The following is a 22,399-nucleotide window of genomic DNA, read 5'->3' as shown; positions in this document are numbered from 1 at the left end:
GAGGCGGCCGGGTCAGACGGCGCGGCGCTTGAGCTTGCGACGCTCGCGCTCGGACAGCCCGCCCCAGATGCCGAACCGCTCGTCGTTCTCCAGCGCGTACTCGAGGCACTCGGCACGCACCTCGCAGGAGGTACACACGCGCTTGGCCTCGCGGGTGGAGCCGCCCTTCTCGGGGAAGAACGCCTCGGGGTCCGTCTGCGCGCACAGGGCACGGTCCTGCCAGGCGAGCGCGCCCTCGTCGAGGACGTCGGTGCCCATGAGGCTCAGCACCTCGGCCCCCTGCGCCTCCTCCGGCATGCCGAAGGTCAGCGGACCATCACCGAGAATGTTCCACACGGCTTCTTCCCTTCCCTCCAGCGGACCTGACCCCTGAATTACACGCGTGTCATCCTCGTTCGTCAAGCGGTATGGGTGCTATATGGGGCGGAAAATCGCCCTCGAGGACGCTCTGCGGCGTGTCGCCCGGCGTGTCGGGAACGGCGGTGACCAGATCCGCAATCTTGCCAGAGCCGCACCGCCCGGCGGCTCCCGGCGGGCCCCTGCCCCGCCGTCGGGGCCCTGGCAGGATGGCCGCACACCGACGATGGAGGACAGCCGTGCCCGTGACCGACCTCACCGCCCTCTCCACCGCGCTGCGGGAGGTGGCCGCCGAGGCCGCGACCGCCGTCGGGCCCATGCTCCGCGAGGCGTTCCGCGCGCAGGTGGAGGTGGCGTTCAAGCGGGACCACCACGACCTGGTGACCAGGTACGACACGGCCAGCGAGGAGATCCTGCGCGCCGCGATCCTCCGCCTCCACCCGGACTCGCGGATTCTTGGCGAGGAGGGCGGCAGCGTGGGCGACGGGTCGGTGCTGTGGCTGGTCGACCCCATCGACGGCACCGCCAACTTCGCCCGCGGGATCGCGCAGTTCTGCGTCTCGATCGCGGCCGCCGTCGACGGCGAGCTGACGGCCGGGGTCATCTACGACCCCGTCGCGGAGAACCTCTTCGCCGCCGACCTGACCGGGGCGTGGCTGGACGGCCGGACGCTGCGCTCCGCCGGGGCGCCGCACGCCTCCGGCGCCACCCTGCTGACCGACTACCCCGCGGCGCGCGACGTCGCCGCCGGTCCCGCCGCCGGGGAGCGGTTCGCGAGGCTCGTGGACGAGTTCCGCTCGGTGCGCCGGGGCGGCTCCGGCGCGCTGGCGCTGGCCCACGTCGCGGCCGGCTGGGCGGACTGCACGTTCGGCACCTCCACCCACCCGTGGGACATCGCCGCCGGCGCGCTGCTCGTGCGCCAGGCCGGCGGCAGCTTCCGCGGCTACCTCGACGGCGCGGAGCTGACGACGGCCGTGTACGAGGCGCCGCACTACGCCGCGTTCGCCGGGGACGCCGAGTATCCGCAGGTCACGGAGATCGTCCGCGACCACCGGCACCCGATCGAGTAGACCGGAATCGGACGGCACGGACCCGCGTTCGCGCCGTACCCTCAGAGGCATGACCACCCACCCCGACACGCTCCCCGGCCGCCTCCTGGACGCGTTCGGCCACGACGGCGCCTCACCCAGGCTGACCTGGTACGGCTCGGACGGCGAGCGGACCGAGCTCTCGGGGCGCGTCCTGGCCAACTGGGTGACGAAGGCGGCGAACCTGCTCGTGGAGGAGGTCGACGCCGGGCCCGGCACCACCGTGGTCCTGGACCTGCCCGTCCACTGGCGCACGCTGGTCTGGGCGCTGGCTGCGTGGACCACCGGGGCACGCGTGGTCCTGCCGGACGAGGAGGTCGAGGACGTCGACGTCGTCGTCACCACCAACCCCGAGGAGGCGCCCGGCGTCGACGATGCGGACCTGGTGCTCGCCGTCGCGCTCCCGGCCCTCGCCATGTCCTGGGACGGGCCCGAGCTGCCGGCCGAGGTGATCGACGCCGCCGCCGAGCTGATGAGCTACGGCGACCAGCTCGGCTACGTCTCGGAGCCCGAGGACGACGACGTCGCACTCGTCGGGGCGGGCCTGGAGGCGACCTTCGGCGAGCTCGCGGACTGGGCGCGCGGCACCCTCGAGCTCGGGCGCCCGCCCGAGGGCGAGGAGGACGACGACGACGCCGTGCCGGTACGGGCACTCGTGATGCCCCGGGACCTGGCCGCGCTCCTCGAGCAGGCGCTGGCGGTGTGGCGGTCGGGCGGGTCGCTGGTGCTGACCGAGCCGGGGACCGACGAGCCGACGCTGGAGCGGATCGCCGCCGACGAGCGGGTGGACCTGCGCTGGTAGCCGCTCCGGCCGTTCAGGCCAGCGCGGTCATGGACTGCCAGCCCACGCCGACGCGCACCCGCGCCTGCCAGCCGCCGGCCCCGTTGCCCGGGTAGAGCCACAGGTACCCGGTCGCGGCCTCGCGGGCGAGCAGGTCGGGGACGCGGTCGCCGGTGAAGTCGCCCGGGCCGACGAGCGCGCTCATCGCGTTCCAGCCGGGACCGTAGGTGATGCGCGGCCTCCACCCGCCCCGGCCGTCGCCGGGGTAGAGCACGAGCCGGCCGGTGCCGGCCTCGCGGGCCAGCACGTCCGCCGCGCCGTCGCCGGTGAGGTCCCCGGGCCCGAGCAGCGCGCTCATGCCGTTCCAGCCCGTGCCGACGCGCACCCGGGGCAGCCAGCCGCCGGTCCCGTTGCCGCGGTAGAGCCACAGCTCGCCGGTGGAGCGGACGCGGGCCAGGACGTCGACACGCGCGTCGCCGTCGAGGTCGCCGGGCGAGAAGATCGCGCTCATGCCGTTCCAGCCGGTGCCGACCCGCACCCGCGGCAGCCACCCGCCCGTCCCGTTGCCCCGGTAGAGCCACAGGTACCCGGTGGCCTGCTCGCGGGCGAGGACGTCGGGGCGGCCGTCGCCGCTGAAGTCGCCGGCGGTGTCGATGACGTCCATGCCGTTCCAGCCGTTGCCGATCTGCTGCCGGGGCAGCCAGCCGCCGGTCCCGTTGCCGCGGTAGAGCCAGAGCCCGCCGTCGCCGGAGCGAGCGAGGACGTCGTTGCGCCAGTCACCGTCCAGGTCGCTGGACGAGCCGGTCATGGAAGCGGGAGGGACGGGCAGCGGCGTGAAGGCGTAGGTGCCGCAGGTGCGGTCGTAGTCGCGGGTGTCGTCGTACCACTGCGAGAGGTGGACCCGCCCGCCGGAGAAGCTCGGCTGGGTGCAGCGGTCCGCCGCCTCGGTCGGATAGTCGAGTCGGCCGGCGGTGGCCCAGACGGGGACGGCGGGGAGCCGCCAGCCGCCGGTGATCTCCTGCCAGCCCGTGGCGTAGGAGTACAGGCCGTAGGAGAAGCCCGCCTCGCGCAGCCCGCGCATGAGGCCCTCGACCACGTACCGGTTCTCCAGCCGCTGCTGCGCCGTCGCGCTCGGCCAGGGCTGCGCCGGGCGCGGCTCGACGTCGATCCAGACCACGGGCGGGCGCCAGGTGACCTTCCTCAGCGACGCGACGGCCGCCGTCGCCTCGGCGTAGCCGACGTTGCTGAGCTGCGCGGCGCGGGTGGTGCCGTGCCAGGGCCCGGCGTTGCGGTAGGTGCTGAGCTGCGACGCCGTGGGGAACGTGGCCATGGCGTAGGCGTGCGCGGGCTTGCTGTTCGCGCGCACCCACGCCACCTGGTCCGCCAGGCACGGGTTCTCCGTGAACGCGAGCCCCCTCGTCAGGCCGACGATGACGAACTGGCTCGACGCCGGCGGCATCGGGAGCCCGAAGCCGCCGGGTGCCGGGCACTGCGGCCAGGAGATGTCATGGCCGTACAGGGTGGCCGCCGACGCCGGGGCGGCGGGCAGCAGGGGCGTGATGCCGACGAGGGCCAGGAGCAGGGCAGCCAGCCACCCCGCCGCACGCCGACCAGCCGAGATTCCGCGACGCTGCACCATCGTCGTCCCCTTGACGCCACCCGGCTGCCGAGCCCGCCGGATGCCAGGAATTGTCCTCCTCATGTGCCGCCGGCGGGCCGGAAGAGGACTTCAGACGACGCCCATCCAGCATTGTCCTCCGATCTTCAGAACTTCCACTCCCAGCCTGTGGTCGGCTCCGGCGCGTAGATCACCCAGCCGTGCTCCGTGGCGGAGTCAAGCACGACCTTCCCGCGGACCGTCTCGCCCGGATCGACGAACGGGGGCAGCAGCTCCGCGTCCTCGTAGCAGCCCCACGCCCCCTCCGTGACGACGATCTCCTGGACGCGCCCGTCCGGCGCGGCGATGCCGAAGACGTCGGGAGTGAGCGCGGCGAAGGCGTCGGCACCGGGCGCTCCCCCGTCCGGGCCGACGAGCGAGGCCCTGACGTCGAGGACCACGAACTGGCCCAGGCGCGGTTCGACCTCGAGGCCGCGGCCCGGGCAGCTCTCCAGCACCTCCACGCCCGCCACGGTCATCTCCAGCTCCGCCCCCGCGATGTCGGTGCTGTGCCGGACCGTCGTCCCGGGCACGACGACCTCATGTCCGCGGCTGGCGGGCCCCGACGCCGCGGACGCCTGCCCCGGGCCGGTGCCGGGCGCCCCGTCCGCCGTCGGCGACGCGTTCCCGGCCGGGGGGACCGGGCCCCTGCCGTCCTCCACCGGCGCGCAGGCCGACAGGGCCAGCACGGCCGCCGCCAGTGCGGTGACGTGCAGCGCGCCTCTCATCCCGGGAACTCCCACTCCCACCCCGCCGCGCCGTCCGGCGCGTAGACGACCCGGCCGCTGTCGTTGGCGGCGTCCAGGACGACCTTGCCGGAGACGGTCGTGCCAGGCTCGAGGAACGGCGGGAGGAGCTCGTCGCCCTCGAAGCACGCCCAGGAGGCGTCGGTGACCGTGGTCTCCTGGGGCGCGCCGCCGGGGCCGATGATGTCGAAGGTCTCGGCGACCAGGGGCATGTACACGTCCTGGCCCGGGTCGGCGGCGTTCGCGGCCTCCTCGCTCAGCGTGGCGGTGACCTCGAGGACGAGGAAGTGCCCGTTCGCCGGCGAGACGTCGACGCCCCGGCCCGGGCAGGTGGCCGTCACCCGTGCCGCGTCGATGCTGATCTGGAAGATCACGTCGTCGCCGCGGGTGCTCGTCAGCCCGGCGGGCTCGCCGAGGTCCTTCAGGACGTGGCCGCGTCCCGACACCTCCACGGGGCCCGCTCCGACCCCGTCCGGGGCGGTGGTCGCCACGTCGAGGCTCTCGGAGGAGGACTGCGAGGAGTTCGGGGAGGTCGATGTCTCCGCGGGCAGGGCGTCGCCGGCCCCGGGCGCCTGCGCGGAGAGCAGCGCTCCGATCCCCAGTGCCAGACCGCCGGTGAGGGCGGGGAATGTCATCCTGCGCATCCGGGCTCCTTCGTCCTGGCCGCCGGGCACGGGCCGGACGTGCTCGTGGCGGCGGTCACCATCTGACGTAGTCCCCCGACGGGATCCGGGTGCCCCGGTCGCGGGCGATGCTCGCCCAGCGGGGCGTCGCGACGTAGACCCATGCACCCACCCCGTACGACGTGGCGCGGCGCTCCCTGGTGTAGAGCTGGTCGCTCGCCGGCCTCGAGGGGTCGTACCGCTCGTACCGGTCCAGCCGGGCGATGTCGCTCCAGTAGGTGGAGGAGGGGAACCAGAACAGCTCTCCGGCGATACCTGCGGTGTTCACGGCGTTCGGGACGGCCCACGGGAAGCTGTACCCGCTGATCATGTACAGGTCCAGGCCCGGGGCGCGGCTGAGCGCCTCCTTGACGGTGCGGCCGATCACCGAGTGGGCACTCTGGCCGCTGCGGAGCGTGCCGTAGGCGAGCACCGGGGGCTGGCTGGTGGGCTGGGCCGGAACGGGCGACGGGCGGCGCAGGCCCAGCGTGTCCGTGCCGTCGGCGTCCCAGTCGCCCACGAGGGCGGCATCACTCGCCCGGCCGTAGGGCACCACAAGGTCTGCCTCGCCGCCGCCGAAACCGTTCGCGACGAAGTAGTAGTTCTCCCGGCGGACAGCGAGGCTGTCGGCGTCGTTTCCGTCCCAGTCCCCCACGACTACGACGTCGGCGGGGCGGCCGTAACCCACCACCCGGTCGGCTGCACCGGCAATCAGGTCGTCCTTGAAGAAGTACAGGCTCCCCCGCCGCACCGCGAGGGTGTCCCTGCCGTCCCCGTCCCAGTCACCGACCAGCACCACGTCGTCGTCGCGGCCATAGCCCACCACCCTGTCCGCCGTACCGCCCGACAGGTCGTCCTTGAAGAAGTACAGGCTCCCCCGCCGCACCGCCAGAGTGTCCCTGCCGTCCCCGTCCCAGTCACCGACCAGCACCACGTCGTCGTCGCGGCCGTAATCCACCACACGGTCCGCTGCACCACCGGTCAGGCTGTTCTTGATGTGGTAGCTCCTGTCCCGCCGCACCGCCAGAGTGTCCCTGCCGTCCCCGTCCCAGTCGCCCACCAGCACGCGATCCCAGGATCTGCCGTAGATCAGCTCGCGGCTGGCGCTCGTACCGAAGTCGTCGGAGAACAGATAGAGCTGGCCGGTCCCGCCGATCTCGCCACCCTTGGCCGTGGCGGAGGGGCTTCCTCCGACCACGAGGCCAGCGAGGAGGATGCCGATAACCAGCCCTTCTGCGATCCTGAGGCCCGCCATCGATTTCCCATCTGCCGCGTCGGAAAAACGTCGTCGTCCGGATTCAAGGTACGCAGCGGTGGGCTGACACGGGTGAAGACGCGCCGCACGAGCGTCGGCACTCGCACACCCCGTGCAGGTGCGTGGAGCAAGCGCCGAGCATTGGGGCTCGCCGACAGTCTTCGTCGGTTACCGTTCCCTGGTGAATCGGAACGTAGGCGGCGCGAAACCGGACCTGCCAGGGTCCCCTTGGCGGTGGCGGCGCACAGCGGTGCTGGCGATGGCCGCAGCCTCGGCGATCGCGGCCGCGCCGGCGGTCGCGGCGACGGAGCCGGAGGAGCCGGTCGGGCCGCTCGAGACCTGGGTCTGGAACAACGGCACGCACGACCTCGGACCTGCGACGTCTGGCCAGTACCAGGTCGGGCTCAACGCTTATGCGCGCGATCACCTCTACGGCCGGTTCTACGTCAGCCCGGCGGGCCGTTACCCGGTGGTCGGCAACATGTTCAAGGCCTTTTCCGCGAACGGCGGTCACGGCAGGCTCGGCTACCCGGTCGGAGAAGTGACGACCACGGACTCCGGCGTCGCCTACCAGGAGTTCCAACTCGGCAATCTGTACATCTCGGAGCACGGCGCCTTCCCGGTCATCTACCCAATGTTCCGGGTGTACGACTCGCGTGGCGCCGTCGAGTCCCTGGGAGCGCCGGTGGGCCGAGAGCGTGTAGAGGGCGACCGCTGGGTCCAGGAGTTCGAAGGGATGACCCTCACCGTGCGCCGCGACTGGGGTCAGGACTCCCTCGGGGTACGGCGCGCGTCGACGTACTACCTCAAGAACGAGATCTCATCGGGCGAGGCACACGACACCATTGCCTACGGCCGCTCGGCAGACGTCGTGCTGGTGGGCGACTGGAACGGCGACGGTACCGACACGCTCGCCGTACGCCGCGGCGCCGAGTTCCACGTCAAGAACAGCATCTCCGGCGGCAGGGCCGACCAGATCATCACCTACGGCCGCCCCGAGGACAGCGTGCTGGTCGGCGACTGGAACGGCGACGGCATCGACACCCTCGCCGTACGCCGCGGCGCCGAGTACCACGTCAAGAACAGCATCTCCGGCGGCAGGGCCGACCAGATCATCACCTACGGCCGCCCCGACGACAGCGTGCTGGTCGGCGACTGGAACGGCGACGGCAGGGACTCGTTCACGGTGCGACGTGGCAACGAGTACCACATCAAGGACTCTCTGCGGGACGGGGCCGCAGACCTGGTCACCAACTACGGTCGCGCCGACGACGTCGTGCTCGTCGGCGACTGGGACGGGCGCAATCGAAACTACTCCCGCATCAGCCAGGCCGTGGGCGAGACGACGGCGGTGGAGGAGGCGGCGACCCTCTCGCGACTGACACCTGGTTGGGCGAACAACTCCGTCAATGCCACTGCATTCCGGAAGAGCTCCCTGACAACCGCGGAGATCGACGGGCGGACGATGCAGTTCGCGGCCTACTACAACCCGTCGGGGCAGCTGGTGCTGGCACGGCGCGACCGCGATGAAGGCGCCTGGGAGTACGAGTGGACGCCGTACCTGGGCAACGTCGTGGACGCGCACAACTCAATCAGCATCGCGGTCGACGGCGCGGGTTACCTGCACGTGGCGTGGAGCCACCACAACAGCCCACTCCGCTACGCGCGATCCGTGGCGCCCGGTTCGCTCGAGCTAGGGCGCGAACGACTCATGGTAGGGAGCCACGAAGGAGTGGTGACCTACCCAGAGTTCTTCCGGCTGCCGGACGGTGACCTGTTCTTCCTGTACCGCGACGGCGCCTCCGGCAACGGCAACCTGGTGCTCAACCGCTACGACACCTCACGGGCGCGCTGGGCGCGGCTGCACGACAATCTTATCGATGGTCAGGACCAGCGCTCCGCGTACTGGCAGGCGGCCGTGGACTCCAAGGGCCGGCTCCATCTTAGCTGGACGTGGCGCGACACCCCGGACGTGAAGACGAATCACAACGTCCTCTATGCCCGATCCGTCGACTCCACCGGCAGGACCTGGGAGAAGTCAGACGGCAGCAGCTACGCGGTACCCATCACCTACACCAACGCGGAGGTGGCTGCCGTGGTGCCGCAGGCCAGCTCCTTGATGAATCAGACGTCGATGACCGTCGACGACGACGACAAGCCGTACGTCGCCTCATACTGGCGGGAGGGCAGCGGGCCGGTGCAGTACCGCGTCGTGCGGCCGGACTTCCTCGAAGCCGAGCCGAGCCCGGAGCCCAGCGCGGACCCGACCGCCTCGCGCGCAGCAGAACCGAGTGAATCTCCGACGGTGGAGTCGACCGCGTCCCCAACAGCAGAACCGACCGCCTCCCCAACGGCAGAGCCGACTGAGCAGGCCGGGGAGCCGACGGATCCGCCAGGGCCCGCCGCGTCCGGCTGGGAGGTCATCGACACGGGGATCCGACGCACCGCGTTCCATCTGGGTGGCGGCGGCACTAAGGCTGTTCCGATCGCTCGGCCGCAGATCCTCGTGAGCGGAGTGGGCGACGACGCGACGATCCACCTCGTGATCCGCGACGCGGAGCGCGGGAGCAAAGCGTCGCTCGCCACCCGGCACGGGGACGCGGAGGAGTGGGAGATAGCCGATCTCACCGAGGACTCGCTCGGCGAGTGGGAGCCGAGCTACGACCTGGATCTCTGGCGCTCTGAAAGAGAGCTCGACGTGTTCGTCCAGAATGTCACGCAGGTCGACGGGGAGGGCCTCGAGGAGTACCCGCCGCAGTTCGTCTACGTGCTCGCCGTGGACAGGCATCTGCTCGGCGCCTCGGCGGGGTGACGCCCTCGCGGCGGCGCATCGACGGCAGTCCCCGCCCCACGGGTCCCGGAAGCCGCGTCGGCCGGGCAGAGTCCGATGCGGCAGACTAGGGGCCCATGCGAGGAATCATTCTGGCCGGCGGGTCCGGCACCCGGTTGCACCCGATCACCCAGGGCGTCAGCAAGCAGCTCGTCCCGGTCTACGACAAGCCGATGGTCTACTACCCGTTGACCACCCTGATGCTCGCCGGGATCCGCGACGTGCTCGTGATCACCACCCCGCACGACGCCGAGTCCTTCCGCCGCCTCCTGGGCGACGGCTCCCAGTTCGGCATCTCGATCTCCTACACCGTCCAGGATGTCCCCAACGGGCTCGCGCAGGCCTTCGTCCTGGGCGAGGAGTTCGTCGGCGAGGACTCCGCCGCCCTGGTGCTCGGCGACAACATCTTCTCCGGCCCCGGCATGGGCAAGACCCTCGCCCGCTTCGAGAACATCGACGGCGGAGCCGTCTTCGCCTACCACGTCTCCGACCCGACGGCGTACGGCGTCGTCGAGTTCGACGAGGACTTCCGGGCGATCTCCCTCGAGGAGAAGCCCGCCGAGCCCAAGAGCTCCTACGCCGTGCCCGGGCTGTACTTCTACGACAACGACGTCGTCGAGATCGCCAAGAACCTCGAACCCTCGGCCCGGGGGGAGTACGAGATCACGGACGTCAACAAGGCCTACCTCGAGCAGGGTCGGCTCAAGGTTGAGGTCCTCCCCCGCGGCACCGCGTGGCTCGACACCGGCACCTTCGACTCCCTGGCCGACGCCACCGCCTTCGTCCGCACGGTCGAGGCCCGGCAGGGCCTGAAGATCGGCTGCCCCGAGGAGGTCGCCTGGCGCAAGGGCTGGCTCTCCGACGACGAGCTCGCCGAGCGCGCGGAACCGCTGCGCAAGTCCGGGTACGGCGAGTACCTGATGGCGCTGCTGACGCACCGCCTCTGATCTCACGCCCTGTGCAACGCGCCCCGGGTCGGTTAACGTGGTGAACGCTCGAGCGGGCGCCGGCGGGGAGGCCCGACCCGATCTGGGGAGAGATGATGACGTCTCGACGTGTGACGGCTGTGGCGGCCGTCGGTGCCCTTTCTGCCGTGGCTCTCACGGCGGGCCCGGCGGCAGCCAAGGGCGGCGAGGTGGGCGGCTCCGGCAGCGACTACCACCTCTCCAACACCTTCTCGACCCGGGCGGACCTGACGTACTCGTACGGTCGTCCGTCCGACCGCATCTATGTGGGTGACTGGGACGGCGACGGCACGGACACCCTCGCCGTCCGCCGGGGAGCGACCTACTACTTCCGCAACGCTCACGGCGGCGGTGGGGCGGACCGCGTCGTCACCTACGGCCGGCCGGACGACGTGGTCCTCGTGGGGGACTGGGACGGGGACGGCACCGACACGCTGGCCGTCCGCCGCGGCGCCGCCTACCACGTGAAGAACTCCCTCTCCGGCGGACCGGCGGACGACGTCGTCGTCTACGGGCGCGCGGACGACGTGGTGCTGGTCGGGGACTGGGACGGCGACGGGGACGACACGTTCGCCGTGCGCCGTGGGTCGGCGTACCACGTGAAGAACTCGCTTACCCCGGGTGCGGCCGACCGGGTGGCCGTCTACGGCAGGACCACCGACACGGTCTACGTCGGCGACTGGGACGGCGACGAGGACGACACGTTCACGGTCCGGCGGGGCGCCCAGTACTTCGTCGCCAACGAGATCCGTCCAGGACCGGCCGACATGACGGTCGTCTACGGTCGCGCGAGCGACACCACGCTCGTGGGCGACTGGAACGGTGACGGGCGGGACTCGCTGGGCGTGCGGCGGAACGAGCTCTACCGCGGTGTGGCGGAGCGCGCCGTCGCGGCGGCCGTGGCCCTCGACGAGGCGGAGCTGGCCCGCTGGGCGTCCCCCGACGCGGCCAGAGAGATGATGTACGCCTTCGGCGAGTTCTACGAGGTGCAGGGGCCGTTCTCGGTGGGCGAGTGCCTGACACCGACCGCCACGACAGCGGTGTGCAAGGTGGACGCGGAGGACTTCGACCACCAGGCGGTCGGGACCACGGCGCTGACGTGGGACGGGCAGCGCTGGCTCGTCACGGAGTACAGCATCTGGTCAGACTGAAGCGGCCCCGGAGCGAGCGGCTCAGCCAGCCAGGACGGTCGACGCCGCAGCGTCCCATCGCTCGTCCCAGGCGCCGATCGGGGCGACCCCGGCACGCTCGAGCGCCTCGTGGCCGAGCACGCTGTACGCGGGCCGTGGCGCCGGGCGCACGAAGGCGTCCGACGTCGTCTCCCGGACCATGGCCGGGTCCTTGCCCAGCGCGGCGACGATGCGCTGCGTGAACCCGTGCCAGGACACCTGGCCACCCGAGGTGGCGTGGTAGGTGCCGGAGGGTGCGCCGGCTTCCACCAGACGCACCACGAGGTCGGCGACGTCGACCGTCCAGGTGGGCTGCCCGACCTGGTCCGCCACCACCTGGAGCTCGTCGCGGTCCGCGGCCAGTCGCGCCATCGTCTTCGGGAAGCAGCCTCCGTGCGCGCCGTAGAGCCAGGCCGTGCGCACGACGAGGTGGTCCGGGGACTCCGCCCGCACCGCCCACTCGCCGGCCCCCTTGGTCCGCCCGTAGGCCGACGCCGGAGCGAGCGGCGCGTCCTCGGCGTAGGGCTCCGTCGCGCTGCCGTCGAAGACGTAGTCCGTCGAGATCTGCACCATCCGGGCCCCGGCCCGGTGCGCGGCGCGGGCGAGGAGCTGCGGGCCGACCGCGTTGAGGGTGAACGCCGCCGCCTCGTCGGTCTCCGCGTCGTCCACCGCGGTCCACGCCGCACAGTTGACGACGACGTCCACGTCACGCACCGCCGCGGCGACCGAGCGCTCGTCCGTGATGTCGAGGTCGGCGTGCCTCGTGGCGCGCACCTCGTGCGCCGTGTTGAGCCGTTCGACCAGGTCGGTGCCCAGCATCCCGGCAGCACCCGTCACTAACCAACGCATCTGTCGCCCTTTCGTCGCGAATTCCTGAGCAGCCTAACGAGCGGCGGGCCGGGCAGGGCGCGGCGTCTCCCGGGTGAGGCGCAGACCCCTGTCCGTTATCACCCCGCGCGCGATACCGTGAGGCCGACCTCCGAAACCACCCGCACGCCGCATCAAGAACCCGGAGACGAGCGGGTCCGCCAACGCCCCTCCTCGTCGCTCGACAAAGGACCTCCATGCGAACCGTTCGACTGCTTGCCTCCGTCGCGCTGGCGGGCACCCTCGCCCTCGCCGGCGTCGTCACCGGCGCCCGGCCGGCTGCCGCCGCCGAGGAGGTCTACCCGGCGCCGGCCAGCGGCTACTGGGACGTCGACGGGCGCGGCTGGGGCCACGGCATCGGCATGTCCCAGTGGGGCGCGCTCGGCGCGGCGCAGCAGGGCGTCGGGTATCGCTCGATCCTGGACTTCTACTACCCCGGCACGACGATGAGCACGGTGCCCAACTCGGACATCCGGGTCGCGCTGACCGCCTACGCACCGACGGGCACGGTCACCCTCGGTGTTCCGGCCGGGCAGAAGATGACCGTCACGGACTCGACCACCGGCGCCCGGGTGGTCAACGAGGCCGTGGGGCGCTTCACGGTCAGGCGGGACGCTCCCGGGTACACCATCGAGCAGCGCGACCGGATCAACGGCACGGTCCGGGCGACCTACACGTCGAGCGCCAGCCAGCTCACGTTCTCCACCGGCGATGGCGTGGCCGTCTTTCCGCGTCAGGACGAGACGGACGGCACCTGGTACCGCGGGAACTTGCGCCTGGTCGGCAGCGCGTCGGTCCCCACGGCGTTCGACGTCGTCAACCACCTCCCGCTCGAGGACTACCTGCGCGGCGTCGTGCCCCGGGAGTCCCCGTCGGGCTGGCACGCCGACGCGCTCCGGGCGCAGGCCGTCGCGGCCCGCAGCTACGCCCTGACCGAGCACAAGGCCAAGCACTTCGACACCTGCGACACGACCCAGTGCCAGGTCTACGGCGGGCGTGCCGCCGTCGTCGCCGACGGCGCGGACTTCAAGCCGGCGTCCAAGGAGGCGGCCAGCACCGACAAGGCCGTCAGCGACACGGCGGGCGAGGTCCGTTGGTACGACGGGCAGGTCGCCTTCACCCAGTTCTCCGCCACCAACGGTGGCTACTCGCGGCAGGGCAGCAAGCCCTACCTCGTCGCGCGGCCCGACCCCTACACCGGCACCGCGACCGGGGACTCCCGGACGCGCTGGACCGACCGTCTGCAGGTCAGCACGGTCGCGAAGAAGTGCCCCTCCGGCGGCAGCCTGCGCAACCTCGTCGTCGTCTCCCGCGACGGCAACGGCGAGCTTGGTGGTCGCATTCAGAAGATACGCCTTGAGTGCACGACCGAGAACGTTGAACTGACCTCGACCGGGGACGCCGCCTTCAGGATGTTCTCCCACTGGTGGCGGCCGACCGCTCCTCCCCAGTTGCGCTACGGCTTCTTCCTCAACGATGCCTGGACGTCGGAGGCCAACCACGAGTTCCAGTACGGCAGGTACACCGACGAGGTGTTCGTCGGCGACTGGGACGGCGACGGCACGGACACACTCGCCGTGCGGCGCGCCAACACATTCTTCGTCACGAACACACTGCGTGGTGGCCAGGCGGACGTGACATTCGCCTACGGCCGTCCCGGTGACACGGTGCTCGTCGGCGACTGGGACGGTGACGGCAAGGACACCTTCGCCGTACGGCGCGGCAACGAGTACCACGTAAAGAACTCGGTCACCGGCGGACCGGCGGACAAGGTCATCGCGTACGGGCGAGCGAGCGACGCCGTCGTGGTCGGAGACTGGGACGGCAACGATACAGACACGTTCGCCGTCCGCCGGGGCAACCTGTACCACGTGAAGAACTCGATCTCCGGCGGAGCCGCCGACACCGTCGTTCCTTACGGTCGTGCCACCGACGACGTATACGCCGGGGACTGGGACGGGAACGGCACGGACACCTTCACCGTGAGGCGGGGCAACCAGTTCCACATCAAGAACACGATCGCAAGCGGCGCGGCAGACCGCGTGCTGAGCTTCGGACGTGCGACGGACATCGTTCTGGTGGGCGACTGGGACGGTAACGGCACCGACACGCTCGGCGTGCGACGACTCCCTTGACGATCGATACGCTGGGGCAGCCGCCGGGCGCTCCGGAGGCACCGGCGTAGCTCCCGTAGGGGCCAGGAGGAGGAGATGTGGAGTTCCGTGAGCTGAAGGTTCCCGGTTCGTGGGAGATCACCCCGAAGCTGTTCGGCGACCCGAGAGGGGTGTTCCTCGAGGCGTTCAAGGAGGGCCCCTTCGTCGAGGCGGTCGGGCACCCCCTGAGCCTGAAGCAGGCCAACTCCTCGGTCTCCGCGGCTGGCGTGGTGCGCGGGATCCACTTCGCCGACGTCCCGCCGTCGCAGGCCAAGTACGTCATGTGCCCGCGCGGGGCCGTGCTCGACTTCGTCGTCGACATCCGGGTCGGCTCCCCCACCTTCGGCCAGTGGGACAGCGTGCTGCTCGACGACGTCGACCGGCGGGCGATCTACCTCTCGGAGGGTCTCGGGCACGCCTTCTGCTCGCTCGAGGACGACTCCACCGTCGTCTACCTCTGCTCCGCCCCCTATGCCCCCGGCCGCGAGCACGGCGTCAACCCGCTGTGCCCGACCGTCGCCATCGACTGGCCGACGACGGGCCGTGACGGTTCCCCGCTCGAGCTCCTGCTCTCGGAGAAGGACACCGACGCGCCCGACCTGATGACCGCCCAGGAGCAGGGGATCCTCCCCCGGTACGACCAGGTGCAGGAGTACCTCGCCTCCCTGCGCGCGTGATCGAGAACCCGCGCGTCGTCGCCGTCGTGGTGACGTACCGACCCGACCCGCGCCACACCGGCCCGCTGCTCACCGCGCTCGCCGGGCAGTGCGCCCACGTGGTCGTGGTCGACAACGGCTCTCCCGAGCCCGCACGTGCCGAGCTCGGCCGGCTGTGCCTCGACGTCGGCGCCGAGCTCGTCGAGCTGGGTGAGAACCTCGGGATCGCTCACGCGCAGAACGTCGGCATCGCGCGCGCCCGGGAGCTCGCGGCCGACGCGGTCCTCCTCTCCGACCAGGACTCCCTCCCGGCCGCGGACATGGTGGACCGGCTGGTCAGCGGTTTCCGCCGCGCCGCCGCGTCGCGGGGCCGGGTCGCGGCCGTCGGTCCGGTCTCGAGCGACACCCGGTCCAGCTCCGAGCAAATGGTGTACGCGGCCCGGCGCTGGGGCCCGCGCCGGGCGCGGCCGCAGGAGGCGCACGACGGGATGGTGGACGCGGCGTTCCTCATCGCCTCGGGCTGCCTCATCGAGATGGAGGCGCTGGACGAGGTCGGGGACATGAACGCCGCATGGTTCATCGACCATGTCGATCTCGAGTGGGGGCTGCGGGCGCGGCGTGCAGGCTACACGCTGTTCGCCGTGACCGACGCGCACCTCGCCCACGAGCTCGGCGACCGCCTGACCAAGCTGCCGGGGCGTGCGCAGGAGGTGCACGTCCACTCCCCCGTGCGCACCTACTACCTCGCGCGTAACACCATCCTGCTGGTCCGCTCTGGTCTGCTGAGCCCATGGTGGCGTCTCGGCTACGTCGTTTGGCTGGCTAAGTACGTGGCTTTCAACGCCCTGCTCACCGCGCCGCGTCGCCGCCGCACCGTCTTTATGGCGCGAGGCATCGCCGACGGACTGCGCGACCGCGCCGGGCCGCTTCGCCAGCGGACGTAGTCCACGTGCCAGTGCTCCGGGATGAAGCCGTGCGGCCGATGCCATGGCTTGATCTCGCAGCCGACCGCGGGCCGTTGACGAGCATCCAGCGGTATCGCTCGGAAGGGAGGGGGTCGCACGCGCGTCGCCCTCGAACATTTCGACCGCAAGGCCCCAACCCTGCGGTGAGGTTCCCGGCCGCGCCGCGATAGGTGAACCGACTGATTCCCAGTCTCGTTTCGCTGTGCGCGGCGGCCATATCGCCCACGCGTACCGGCACACTATGACGAGGTCGTCAGACTTCCTGTGTCACGACGCCGTGCCCGCCCGGTCCCCAGCCCCGTGACCCCTAGTGCGAGGTCGGCGGCCGTCAACAGCACACGGCTGAGCAGTACAACCACGACGACGGCGCCAGACTCGAGGTGGGTGGCGAGAACCGCCGCGAGGACAGCCTCGCGAACCCCGACGCCGGCGGGCACTACGACCACCAGAAAGCCTGCAGTCCATGCCAGGGCGTAACCGCCGACTGCGAGCGCGAAGGTCCCGACCGAGAGTTCGAGCCCAAGAGCGCCGGCGAGCAGCCATACCTGAGCGCCGGCGACGACCCAGGCCAGGAGCGACCACACGCTAGCGAGGGTAACGCCGCGCATCGTCAGTGGCCGTTCGAGCGGCGGACGGCGGGTGAGCCGCAGCACGATTCCGAGAAGCCGATTGAGCATTGGTGGTGCAAGCACGACAGCGAACAACGGGAGGAACCATCCGACCCAGCCGAAGTCGCGGGCCACCCTGGGGGGCGCAAGAACCATGGCGAGCACGGCGAGCGCCAGCCCGGTGACGATCGACACGAGGATCGAAACGACCATCACGGAGACCGAGCGTCGGCGCGGGATCGCGTGGTCGGCCCCCATCTCGGCGGCGGCGAGGACGTTCCATACGCCACCCGGGATGTACTTCCCGACCTGGGAGACGAAGAAGACCTGAGACGCCGCGCCGAGACTGAGCCGGGAGCCGAGGTCGGTAAGGAGGACACGCCACGACGCCATGGTCAGCACGACGTAGACGAGACTTAGTGCAAGGGCACCGAATACCGCGCTGACCGGGATAGAGGCCAGCGCCAGGCGGACTTCGCCCCACTGCGAGCCCACTGCCCACACACCAGCCGCGAGGGCTGCGAGCAGGAAACCGATGCGTAGGCTCCGCGAGCGCAGCAGAACCAGAAGTCGCGTCATCGTCGGCCGTCGACCAGCACGCGGTGGAGGGGCCCGGTGACGGCTGCTGCGGTGAAGTCACTGGAAGCCCGACTGGTGGCCGCCAGCCGTAGCTGTCGAACCCTCTCGGGCCGACCCGCCAGCTCCGCGAGCGCATCGGCGAGCGCCTCGGCGTCGCCGGGCGGGGTCAACACGGCCGCGTCTCCGAGGACACGGCGCTGCGGCTCGGTGGCGGAGGTGACGATGGCGGCACCGGCAGCTGCGCCCTGATACACCTTGTTGGGCACGACGCGGAGTGCCTTGTCGGTGGTGCCGAAGATCCCAAGGCAGACGTCGTGAGCCGCGACGACGGCGGGCAACTGGTCTGCGTCCACCCAGTCGACCCATGTGACCGAGGGAAGCTCGTCGACATCCGCGTGGACTGCGGCGGCATCCTGCCCGGAGCCGATCAGGGTTGTGTGCACGGGCGCGCCTCGCTCGTGAAGCAGACGAAGGGCCCTGCCGATGACCGTGCTGCCCTGCAGAGGCGTGAAGAGCCCGAAGAAGACGACCGAGAGCGGCACCGTGCCGCCCGCACCAGCGACATACGGCTCGCCGCTGCCGAAGCTGGGGAGATGGCCCGCTTCCCCCCCGTCCGACATGGCCGCAGCAGTCCCGCTGGCGGCGAACCAGTCGTCCGTAGCGCCGACTGGGACGACTACGGCCCGCTCGCGCAGCTGCTCGGGGACCATGGCGCTGTGCTCGTCCGTGTCGACGACGATCACGTCGGCGGCAGTCAGGGCGAGGTGGTCGAGAAGACTGAGGGCTCGCTCACGGAGGCCGCCCGCCGCGCCGCGGTCCGCTGCAGTGTTCGCAGCGAAGATGAGGTGGTCGAGCACGAGAGTGGTGCGCGGGAAAAGCGCTCGGGCGAGCAACACGTCGAAATGCCCGAGGTAGCCGATCAGAACGGCGTCTGGCCCGGCGGGCCCCCTGAACCGGCGGCTACGCAGGACGAGCGATGCCCAGCACGCGATGATCCGGCCGACCAGGACGGGCACACGCCAGGGCTCCCGCAGGATGCGGACCCGCTCTGCGGTCGACAGCCCGAGCCGGGCGTTGGCCTCCGCCACCTCATGGCCACGGCTCCGGAGGCCGTCGATGAGGACCTGGACACGTGGGTGGGAGCGAACGTCGTAGGTGCCGAAGGCGAGGACTCTCACCGGCGCGGCACCGTCTCGACCGTGGCCGTCGTCGCCGGGCGCGCACCCGGCACGGCGTCGGCGGGGACGCGACGGCCGTCGACCATGGCCGGATTCGCGCTCTCCGTGCGCACCCGTGTGAGCAGGCCCGTCGCCGGCACCGACGTCACATCCTGCGCGTCGCCATCGTGGCGGATCGTGACCTCGGCGGGCGGGCGGTACTGAAGCTCCTTGAGTCGCTCGAGCGACTCCTCGAGCAGGACCCGGTTGGTCCGCAGAAGATCGGCGATGACCAGCAGAGCGAAGCACAGCAGCGCTCCGACGAGCATGGCGGTACCGAAGATGAGGGACTGCACGTGCCCACCGGCGTCGCCCATGAGCCAGAAGACGAAGAACCGCAGGAACGGGATGAGCGCGACCACGAGCATGACGGCGCCGAGCCACCCGAGGATCATGTGGGGCTTGAACATCAGGTACGAACGCGTGATCGCGGTGCCCGACTTGAACATGTGCTGCCAGATGTTCTTGAAGAGCCGTGACTCGCGGGTCTTGGGGTTGGTCGTGATTGGTAGCGACACGATCCGGAGCCGCTTGTTACCCGCCTGGATGATCGTCTCCATGCAGTAGCTGAACTGCGTGACGACGTTCAGACGCAGCAGAGACGCCTTGGAGTACGCCCGAAAGCCGCTGGCCGCGTCAGGCAGATCCGTTCCGGCAGCCTTGTTGACGACCTCGGAGCCAACCTTCTGCATGGCCTTCTTGAACGGCGAGAAGTGCGCGATCTTCGCGGTCTGCCGGTCTGCGATTACCACGTCCGCGTCGCCGTGGACGATCGGCTGGACAAGGTCGGCGATGCGCTCCTGCGGGTACTGGTTGTCTCCGTCGGTGTTGACGACGATGTCAGCGCCATTCGCGAGGGCGTAATCGATGCCATCGCGGAATGATCGTGCGAGTCCCATGTTCCGGGCGTGCTGAACGATGTGCTCGACCCCATGCTCGCGGGCCACCTCGACCGTGCGGTCGCTGGAGCCGTCGTCGACCACGAGGATCTCGACTGCATCGATGCCGGGGATCTCGCGCGGGATCGACCTCAGGACGAGGGGGAGTGTCTCCTCCTCGTTCAGGCACGGTATCTGGACGAACAGCTTCATGGGTTCCCTCGATAACGGATCCGGCGCCCAACCACGGCCGGGGCGCACATCACGTGAAAGTGTACGGACCCGACCCGGAAGCCGCCGTAAGCCGCGTCACGTCGAGGCGCAGGAAACTGGGGGCGGCTGCCCAGATCAACGTCGGAGGGCCGCGGCAACCTTCGCTGCGACGGCGCGGCCGCCTGCCGCCCGGTAGATACGACGCATCGCGCCGAGCTTGCGCACCCACGGGTGATGCCGAAGGGCCGCGGGAATCCGCAGCCCGTCGCCGATGGGGACGGCGTACCTCTCCACCCAGGCGTCCGCCGCCGAGTAGGGCTCGTCGTCGTGCACGGGCTCCCAGGTACTCGGGCGGCGCGGGCCATTCTCCCGCACGTGGTCGATCGCGGCTTTCAGAACCGCCAGGTATGCCGGCCCCTGTAGGTGGGGTGACCAGCGGAGCAGCGCCTCACGCCGAGCCTGCGTGCCGATCCGACGGCGGAGCGCGGCATCGTCGAGCAAGATGCCGATCCCTTCGCGCCACGCCGCCTCGTCGGTGGCAAGAAATCCGGTACGCCCATGATCGATCGCTTCCCGGAACGGCTGGGTGGGCGATGCGACGACGGCCGTCTCCACCAGCGCCGACTCTAGCCATTTGATGGCCGACTTCGCCTCGTTGAAGCGGCTCCCGTCGGTCAGCGGTGCGAGGCAGACGTCGACGTCGCGCAGCAAGCCCGGCAGCTCGTGCCAGGGCACGAAGGGCAGCCGCCGCACGCGGTCGGCAACCGCATCCAGGGCGTCCGTGGTGCGGAGATGGCCGCCCAGCCACAGCTCGACATGCGGTCGAGCCGCCATGACAGCAAGCACAGCAGGCTCTACGGCCGCCCAGTCCGCGTCATGCGTGGTGGTGCCCGAGAAGTACCCGATGCGCAGCGGCCCAGGCGTGCGCGCACGCGCCAGGGCGGCATCGGAGGCTTGTGCCAGCAGGACGCCGACGCCGTTGTCGTAGCGGTAGGCGGGCAGACCAGAGACAGCGGTGGCGTGGCTGCAGAGCTGATCCGTGGAGCCCACGAAGACATCGGCCACCTCCATCGTGGTCCGGTACCGGGCGACTCCCCGCCACCACAGCGTGCGCTCATTCGCGTCCAGCGCGGTCAGGCCGTGGACCTCGCTCTCGAGACCTGGATCGAAGATGAGATCGTCCACGTCGAACAGCACAGGCACGGGATCCTTCCTGCTGTGCGCCGTGGCAACCAGGTCGAGAATCTGGTTCGTCGCGGGAACCCGATAAAGCACCACGGCGTCGGCATCCTCGACCAGACGAGGCAGCGCCGGATCGCGATAGTGACGGACCTGAGCGGTGATTCCCAGCATGCGTAGCGCCTCGGCCGGTAGTTGGGCCCGGTAACGCAGCGGGGCTCCCTGGATCCCGACAACGAAGAGCACACGCTTGACGGGGCTCTGCTCGGACTGTGCTGGTCGGTCGGCGCCGTACGTCCCGCCGCCGGATTGCGCGACGGCTCCCTGAGCGCCCGGAGGCTGACCCTCGAGAGTGCCCGCGGCCTCAGCAGCGAGTTCGTGGTAGAGGTCCAGCAACCCCTCAAACTGGTCATCGAAGCTACGGATGGGCGAGGCGGACCCTCGGCCCATCATGGAGCGGGCTCCGTCAGGGTCCGTGATCAGGGCGCGCAGGGCGGTGGAAAGTGCGTCGACGTCGCCGTCCGGAAATACCAGCCCATTGCTTCCGTGCCGGACCGCTTCCTCGGGGCCGAGTGTGTCGGAGCAGACGACAACCAGCCCAGCGGCGAGCGCCTCGCGCGTGAGGATCGAGTGCGACTCCCGCATGATCGACGGCAGCACAAGGATGTCGTGCGCGGCCAGGACGGCGCCGAGCTCCGCTGGAGCGTACGCGCCGCAAAAGCGCACCCGCGAGGGTGCACCTTGCCGAGCCGTGACTCCATACATGTCCAGGGACCAGCCGTCGAGGTCTGCGAGTTTGCCGGTCGCGTCGAGAAGGAGGCCCACTCCCTTCATCGGGTCGTCACCGCCGGCGAACATCAGGCGGAGCGCGCTCCCCGGCTGGGGAGCGTGAGGCACTGCGGGTCCGCTAGTCGGGTACTCGATCGCCCGCGCGTCCGCCGGTAGTCCGTTCTCGTCCACCCGTAGCCGACCGGCGGGCACACCGTTGGCCGCCAGGACGCGCGCTGCGCTTCCCGACGGCGCGAGAACGACGTCGGCCCAGGCCAGGTGCTGCCCGAGGTCCTTGTTCCGCGCAACGAGCCAGTCATGATCGACCTCGCACGGGCAGATTCCGCAGCTCACCACGAGGGAGCATGGCCGCAGTTCTTTCGTAGCCAGGAACTGCCGAGCGCAGATCCACCAGAAGTCGTGCATCGTCACGACGACTCGTGCACCGGAGTCCTTCGCGGCACGGACGAGGGAGCCCCCGAGCGTCTGGAGAGAGTGGAGGTGCACGACGTCGGGGCGCACCTCGTCGAGCCATACACGGAAGTCTGTTTCGACGGCGGGATTCTCGCTGTTCCTGGGGTCGGCCCAACCGGTCCACGGGGTCGTCACCACCCACCGGACGGCGACATCACCGTCATTCTCTGTCCACGTCTCCAACGGTCGTCGCGCTGGATCGAGATGCCCGGCGTAGACCAGGCTCTCAATTCCCGCGCCGGCGAGTGCTCGGGCGATGCGTTGGGGCACCAGTGTCCCGCCGGAGACGAAGTTGGGCGGGTAGTGGGCCGAGACCTGGACGACGCGCATCC

Annotated in this window: 18 protein-coding genes; 8 read left to right on the top strand and 10 right to left on the bottom strand. The window is 70.6% G+C overall.

What is annotated here, in order from left to right:
• Window positions 1–12: 12 nt before the first annotated feature.
• Window positions 13–258 (bottom strand): WhiB family transcriptional regulator, encoded by a 246-nt coding sequence (locus KZX45_RS14690; protein WP_248258537.1) that lies wholly within the window; start codon window positions 256–258, stop codon window positions 13–15.
• 338 nt (window positions 259–596) lie between these two features.
• Between KZX45_RS14690 and KZX45_RS14685 the strand changes: the two genes are divergently transcribed.
• The gene (locus tag KZX45_RS14685) at window positions 597–1,427 is read left to right on the top strand and encodes an inositol monophosphatase family protein (protein WP_248258501.1); all 831 of its coding nucleotides are present in this window, start codon (window positions 597–599) and stop codon (window positions 1,425–1,427) included.
• Between the two features lie 49 nt (window positions 1,428–1,476).
• Window positions 1,477–2,247 carry a TIGR03089 family protein gene (locus tag KZX45_RS14680; RefSeq protein WP_248258500.1) on the top strand — a complete coding sequence of 257 codons (771 nt, stop codon included), beginning with the start codon at window positions 1,477–1,479 and terminating at the stop codon, window positions 2,245–2,247.
• A 13-nt stretch (window positions 2,248–2,260) separates the two neighbouring features.
• Here the strand turns inward: KZX45_RS14680 and KZX45_RS14675 are convergent, their stop codons facing one another.
• The 4 genes from KZX45_RS14675 to KZX45_RS14660 form a co-directional block, all read right to left on the bottom strand.
• Complete coding sequence (locus tag KZX45_RS14675; protein ID WP_248258499.1) at window positions 2,261–3,865, bottom strand: FG-GAP-like repeat-containing protein; 1,605 nt, start codon at window positions 3,863–3,865, stop codon at window positions 2,261–2,263.
• A 125-nt stretch (window positions 3,866–3,990) separates the two neighbouring features.
• The gene (locus tag KZX45_RS14670; protein ID WP_248258498.1) at window positions 3,991–4,611 is read right to left on the bottom strand and encodes a hypothetical protein; all 621 of its coding nucleotides are present in this window, start codon (window positions 4,609–4,611) and stop codon (window positions 3,991–3,993) included.
• Window positions 4,608–5,273 carry a hypothetical protein gene (locus KZX45_RS14665; RefSeq protein ID WP_248258497.1) on the bottom strand — a complete coding sequence of 222 codons (666 nt, stop codon included), beginning with the start codon at window positions 5,271–5,273 and terminating at the stop codon, window positions 4,608–4,610. The genes KZX45_RS14670 and KZX45_RS14665 overlap by 4 nt, the downstream gene beginning before the upstream one ends.
• 55 nt (window positions 5,274–5,328) lie before the next feature.
• Window positions 5,329–6,546, bottom strand: a complete 1,218-nt coding sequence (locus KZX45_RS14660; protein WP_248258496.1) for a gamma-glutamylcyclotransferase — start codon at window positions 6,544–6,546, stop codon at window positions 5,329–5,331.
• Between the two features lie 259 nt (window positions 6,547–6,805).
• On the opposite strand from KZX45_RS14660, the gene KZX45_RS14655 reads away from it, so the two are divergent.
• The 3 genes from KZX45_RS14655 to KZX45_RS14645 all read left to right on the top strand — a co-directional run bounded on the left by KZX45_RS14655 (window position 6,806) and on the right by KZX45_RS14645 (window position 11,492).
• A complete protein-coding gene (locus tag KZX45_RS14655; protein WP_248258495.1) occupies window positions 6,806–9,358 on the top strand; it encodes a BNR-4 repeat-containing protein in 2,553 nt (850 codons plus the stop codon).
• 95 nt (window positions 9,359–9,453) lie between these two features.
• Window positions 9,454–10,323 carry a glucose-1-phosphate thymidylyltransferase RfbA gene (rfbA, locus tag KZX45_RS14650; RefSeq protein WP_248258494.1) on the top strand — a complete coding sequence of 290 codons (870 nt, stop codon included), beginning with the start codon at window positions 9,454–9,456 and terminating at the stop codon, window positions 10,321–10,323.
• 146 nt (window positions 10,324–10,469) lie between these two features.
• The gene (locus tag KZX45_RS14645) at window positions 10,470–11,492 is read left to right on the top strand and encodes a hypothetical protein (RefSeq protein WP_248258493.1); all 1,023 of its coding nucleotides are present in this window, start codon (window positions 10,470–10,472) and stop codon (window positions 11,490–11,492) included.
• A gap of 21 nt (window positions 11,493–11,513) precedes the next feature.
• On the opposite strand, the gene rfbD is transcribed toward KZX45_RS14645, so the two are convergent.
• A complete protein-coding gene (gene rfbD, locus KZX45_RS14640; protein WP_248258492.1) occupies window positions 11,514–12,359 on the bottom strand; it encodes a dTDP-4-dehydrorhamnose reductase in 846 nt (281 codons plus the stop codon).
• Window positions 12,360–12,574: 215 nt separating this feature from the next.
• On the opposite strand from rfbD, the gene KZX45_RS14635 reads away from it, so the two are divergent.
• From KZX45_RS14635 to KZX45_RS14625, 3 genes are all read left to right on the top strand, one after another.
• Window positions 12,575–14,512: a SpoIID/LytB domain-containing protein gene (locus tag KZX45_RS14635; protein WP_248258491.1), complete on the top strand. Its 1,938-nt coding sequence runs from the start codon at window positions 12,575–12,577 to the stop codon at window positions 14,510–14,512.
• Between the two features lie 77 nt (window positions 14,513–14,589).
• A complete protein-coding gene (locus tag KZX45_RS14630; protein ID WP_248258490.1) occupies window positions 14,590–15,207 on the top strand; it encodes a dTDP-4-dehydrorhamnose 3,5-epimerase in 618 nt (205 codons plus the stop codon).
• Window positions 15,204–16,130 carry a glycosyltransferase family 2 protein gene (locus tag KZX45_RS14625; protein WP_248258489.1) on the top strand — a complete coding sequence of 309 codons (927 nt, stop codon included), beginning with the start codon at window positions 15,204–15,206 and terminating at the stop codon, window positions 16,128–16,130. The genes KZX45_RS14630 and KZX45_RS14625 overlap by 4 nt, the downstream gene beginning before the upstream one ends.
• 260 nt (window positions 16,131–16,390) lie before the next feature.
• Here KZX45_RS14625 and KZX45_RS14620 read toward each other — a convergent pair whose 3' ends face one another.
• The 4 genes from KZX45_RS14620 to KZX45_RS14605 form a co-directional block, all read right to left on the bottom strand.
• Window positions 16,391–17,338 carry a lysylphosphatidylglycerol synthase domain-containing protein gene (locus KZX45_RS14620; protein ID WP_248258488.1) on the bottom strand — a complete coding sequence of 316 codons (948 nt, stop codon included), beginning with the start codon at window positions 17,336–17,338 and terminating at the stop codon, window positions 16,391–16,393.
• On the bottom strand, window positions 17,335–18,516 hold the full coding sequence (locus tag KZX45_RS20370) for a glycosyltransferase (RefSeq protein WP_248258487.1): 1,182 nt from the start codon (window positions 18,514–18,516) through the stop codon (window positions 17,335–17,337). The genes KZX45_RS14620 and KZX45_RS20370 overlap by 4 nt, the downstream gene beginning before the upstream one ends.
• A complete protein-coding gene (locus KZX45_RS14610; protein WP_308221747.1) occupies window positions 18,513–19,694 on the bottom strand; it encodes a glycosyltransferase family 2 protein in 1,182 nt (393 codons plus the stop codon). The genes KZX45_RS20370 and KZX45_RS14610 overlap by 4 nt, the downstream gene beginning before the upstream one ends.
• An 87-nt stretch (window positions 19,695–19,781) precedes the next feature.
• Window positions 19,782–22,397, bottom strand: coding sequence for a glycosyltransferase (locus KZX45_RS14605; protein ID WP_248258486.1), 2,616 nt, complete (start codon window positions 22,395–22,397; stop codon window positions 19,782–19,784).
• Window positions 22,398–22,399 lie beyond the last annotated feature (2 nt).

Source organism: Georgenia sp. EYE_87 (assembly GCF_023148685.1).
Classification (GTDB): domain Bacteria; phylum Actinomycetota; class Actinomycetes; order Actinomycetales; family Actinomycetaceae; genus Georgenia.
Note: the sequence above shows the minus strand (reverse complement) of the source record. Positions and strands in the feature narration are given on the sequence as shown.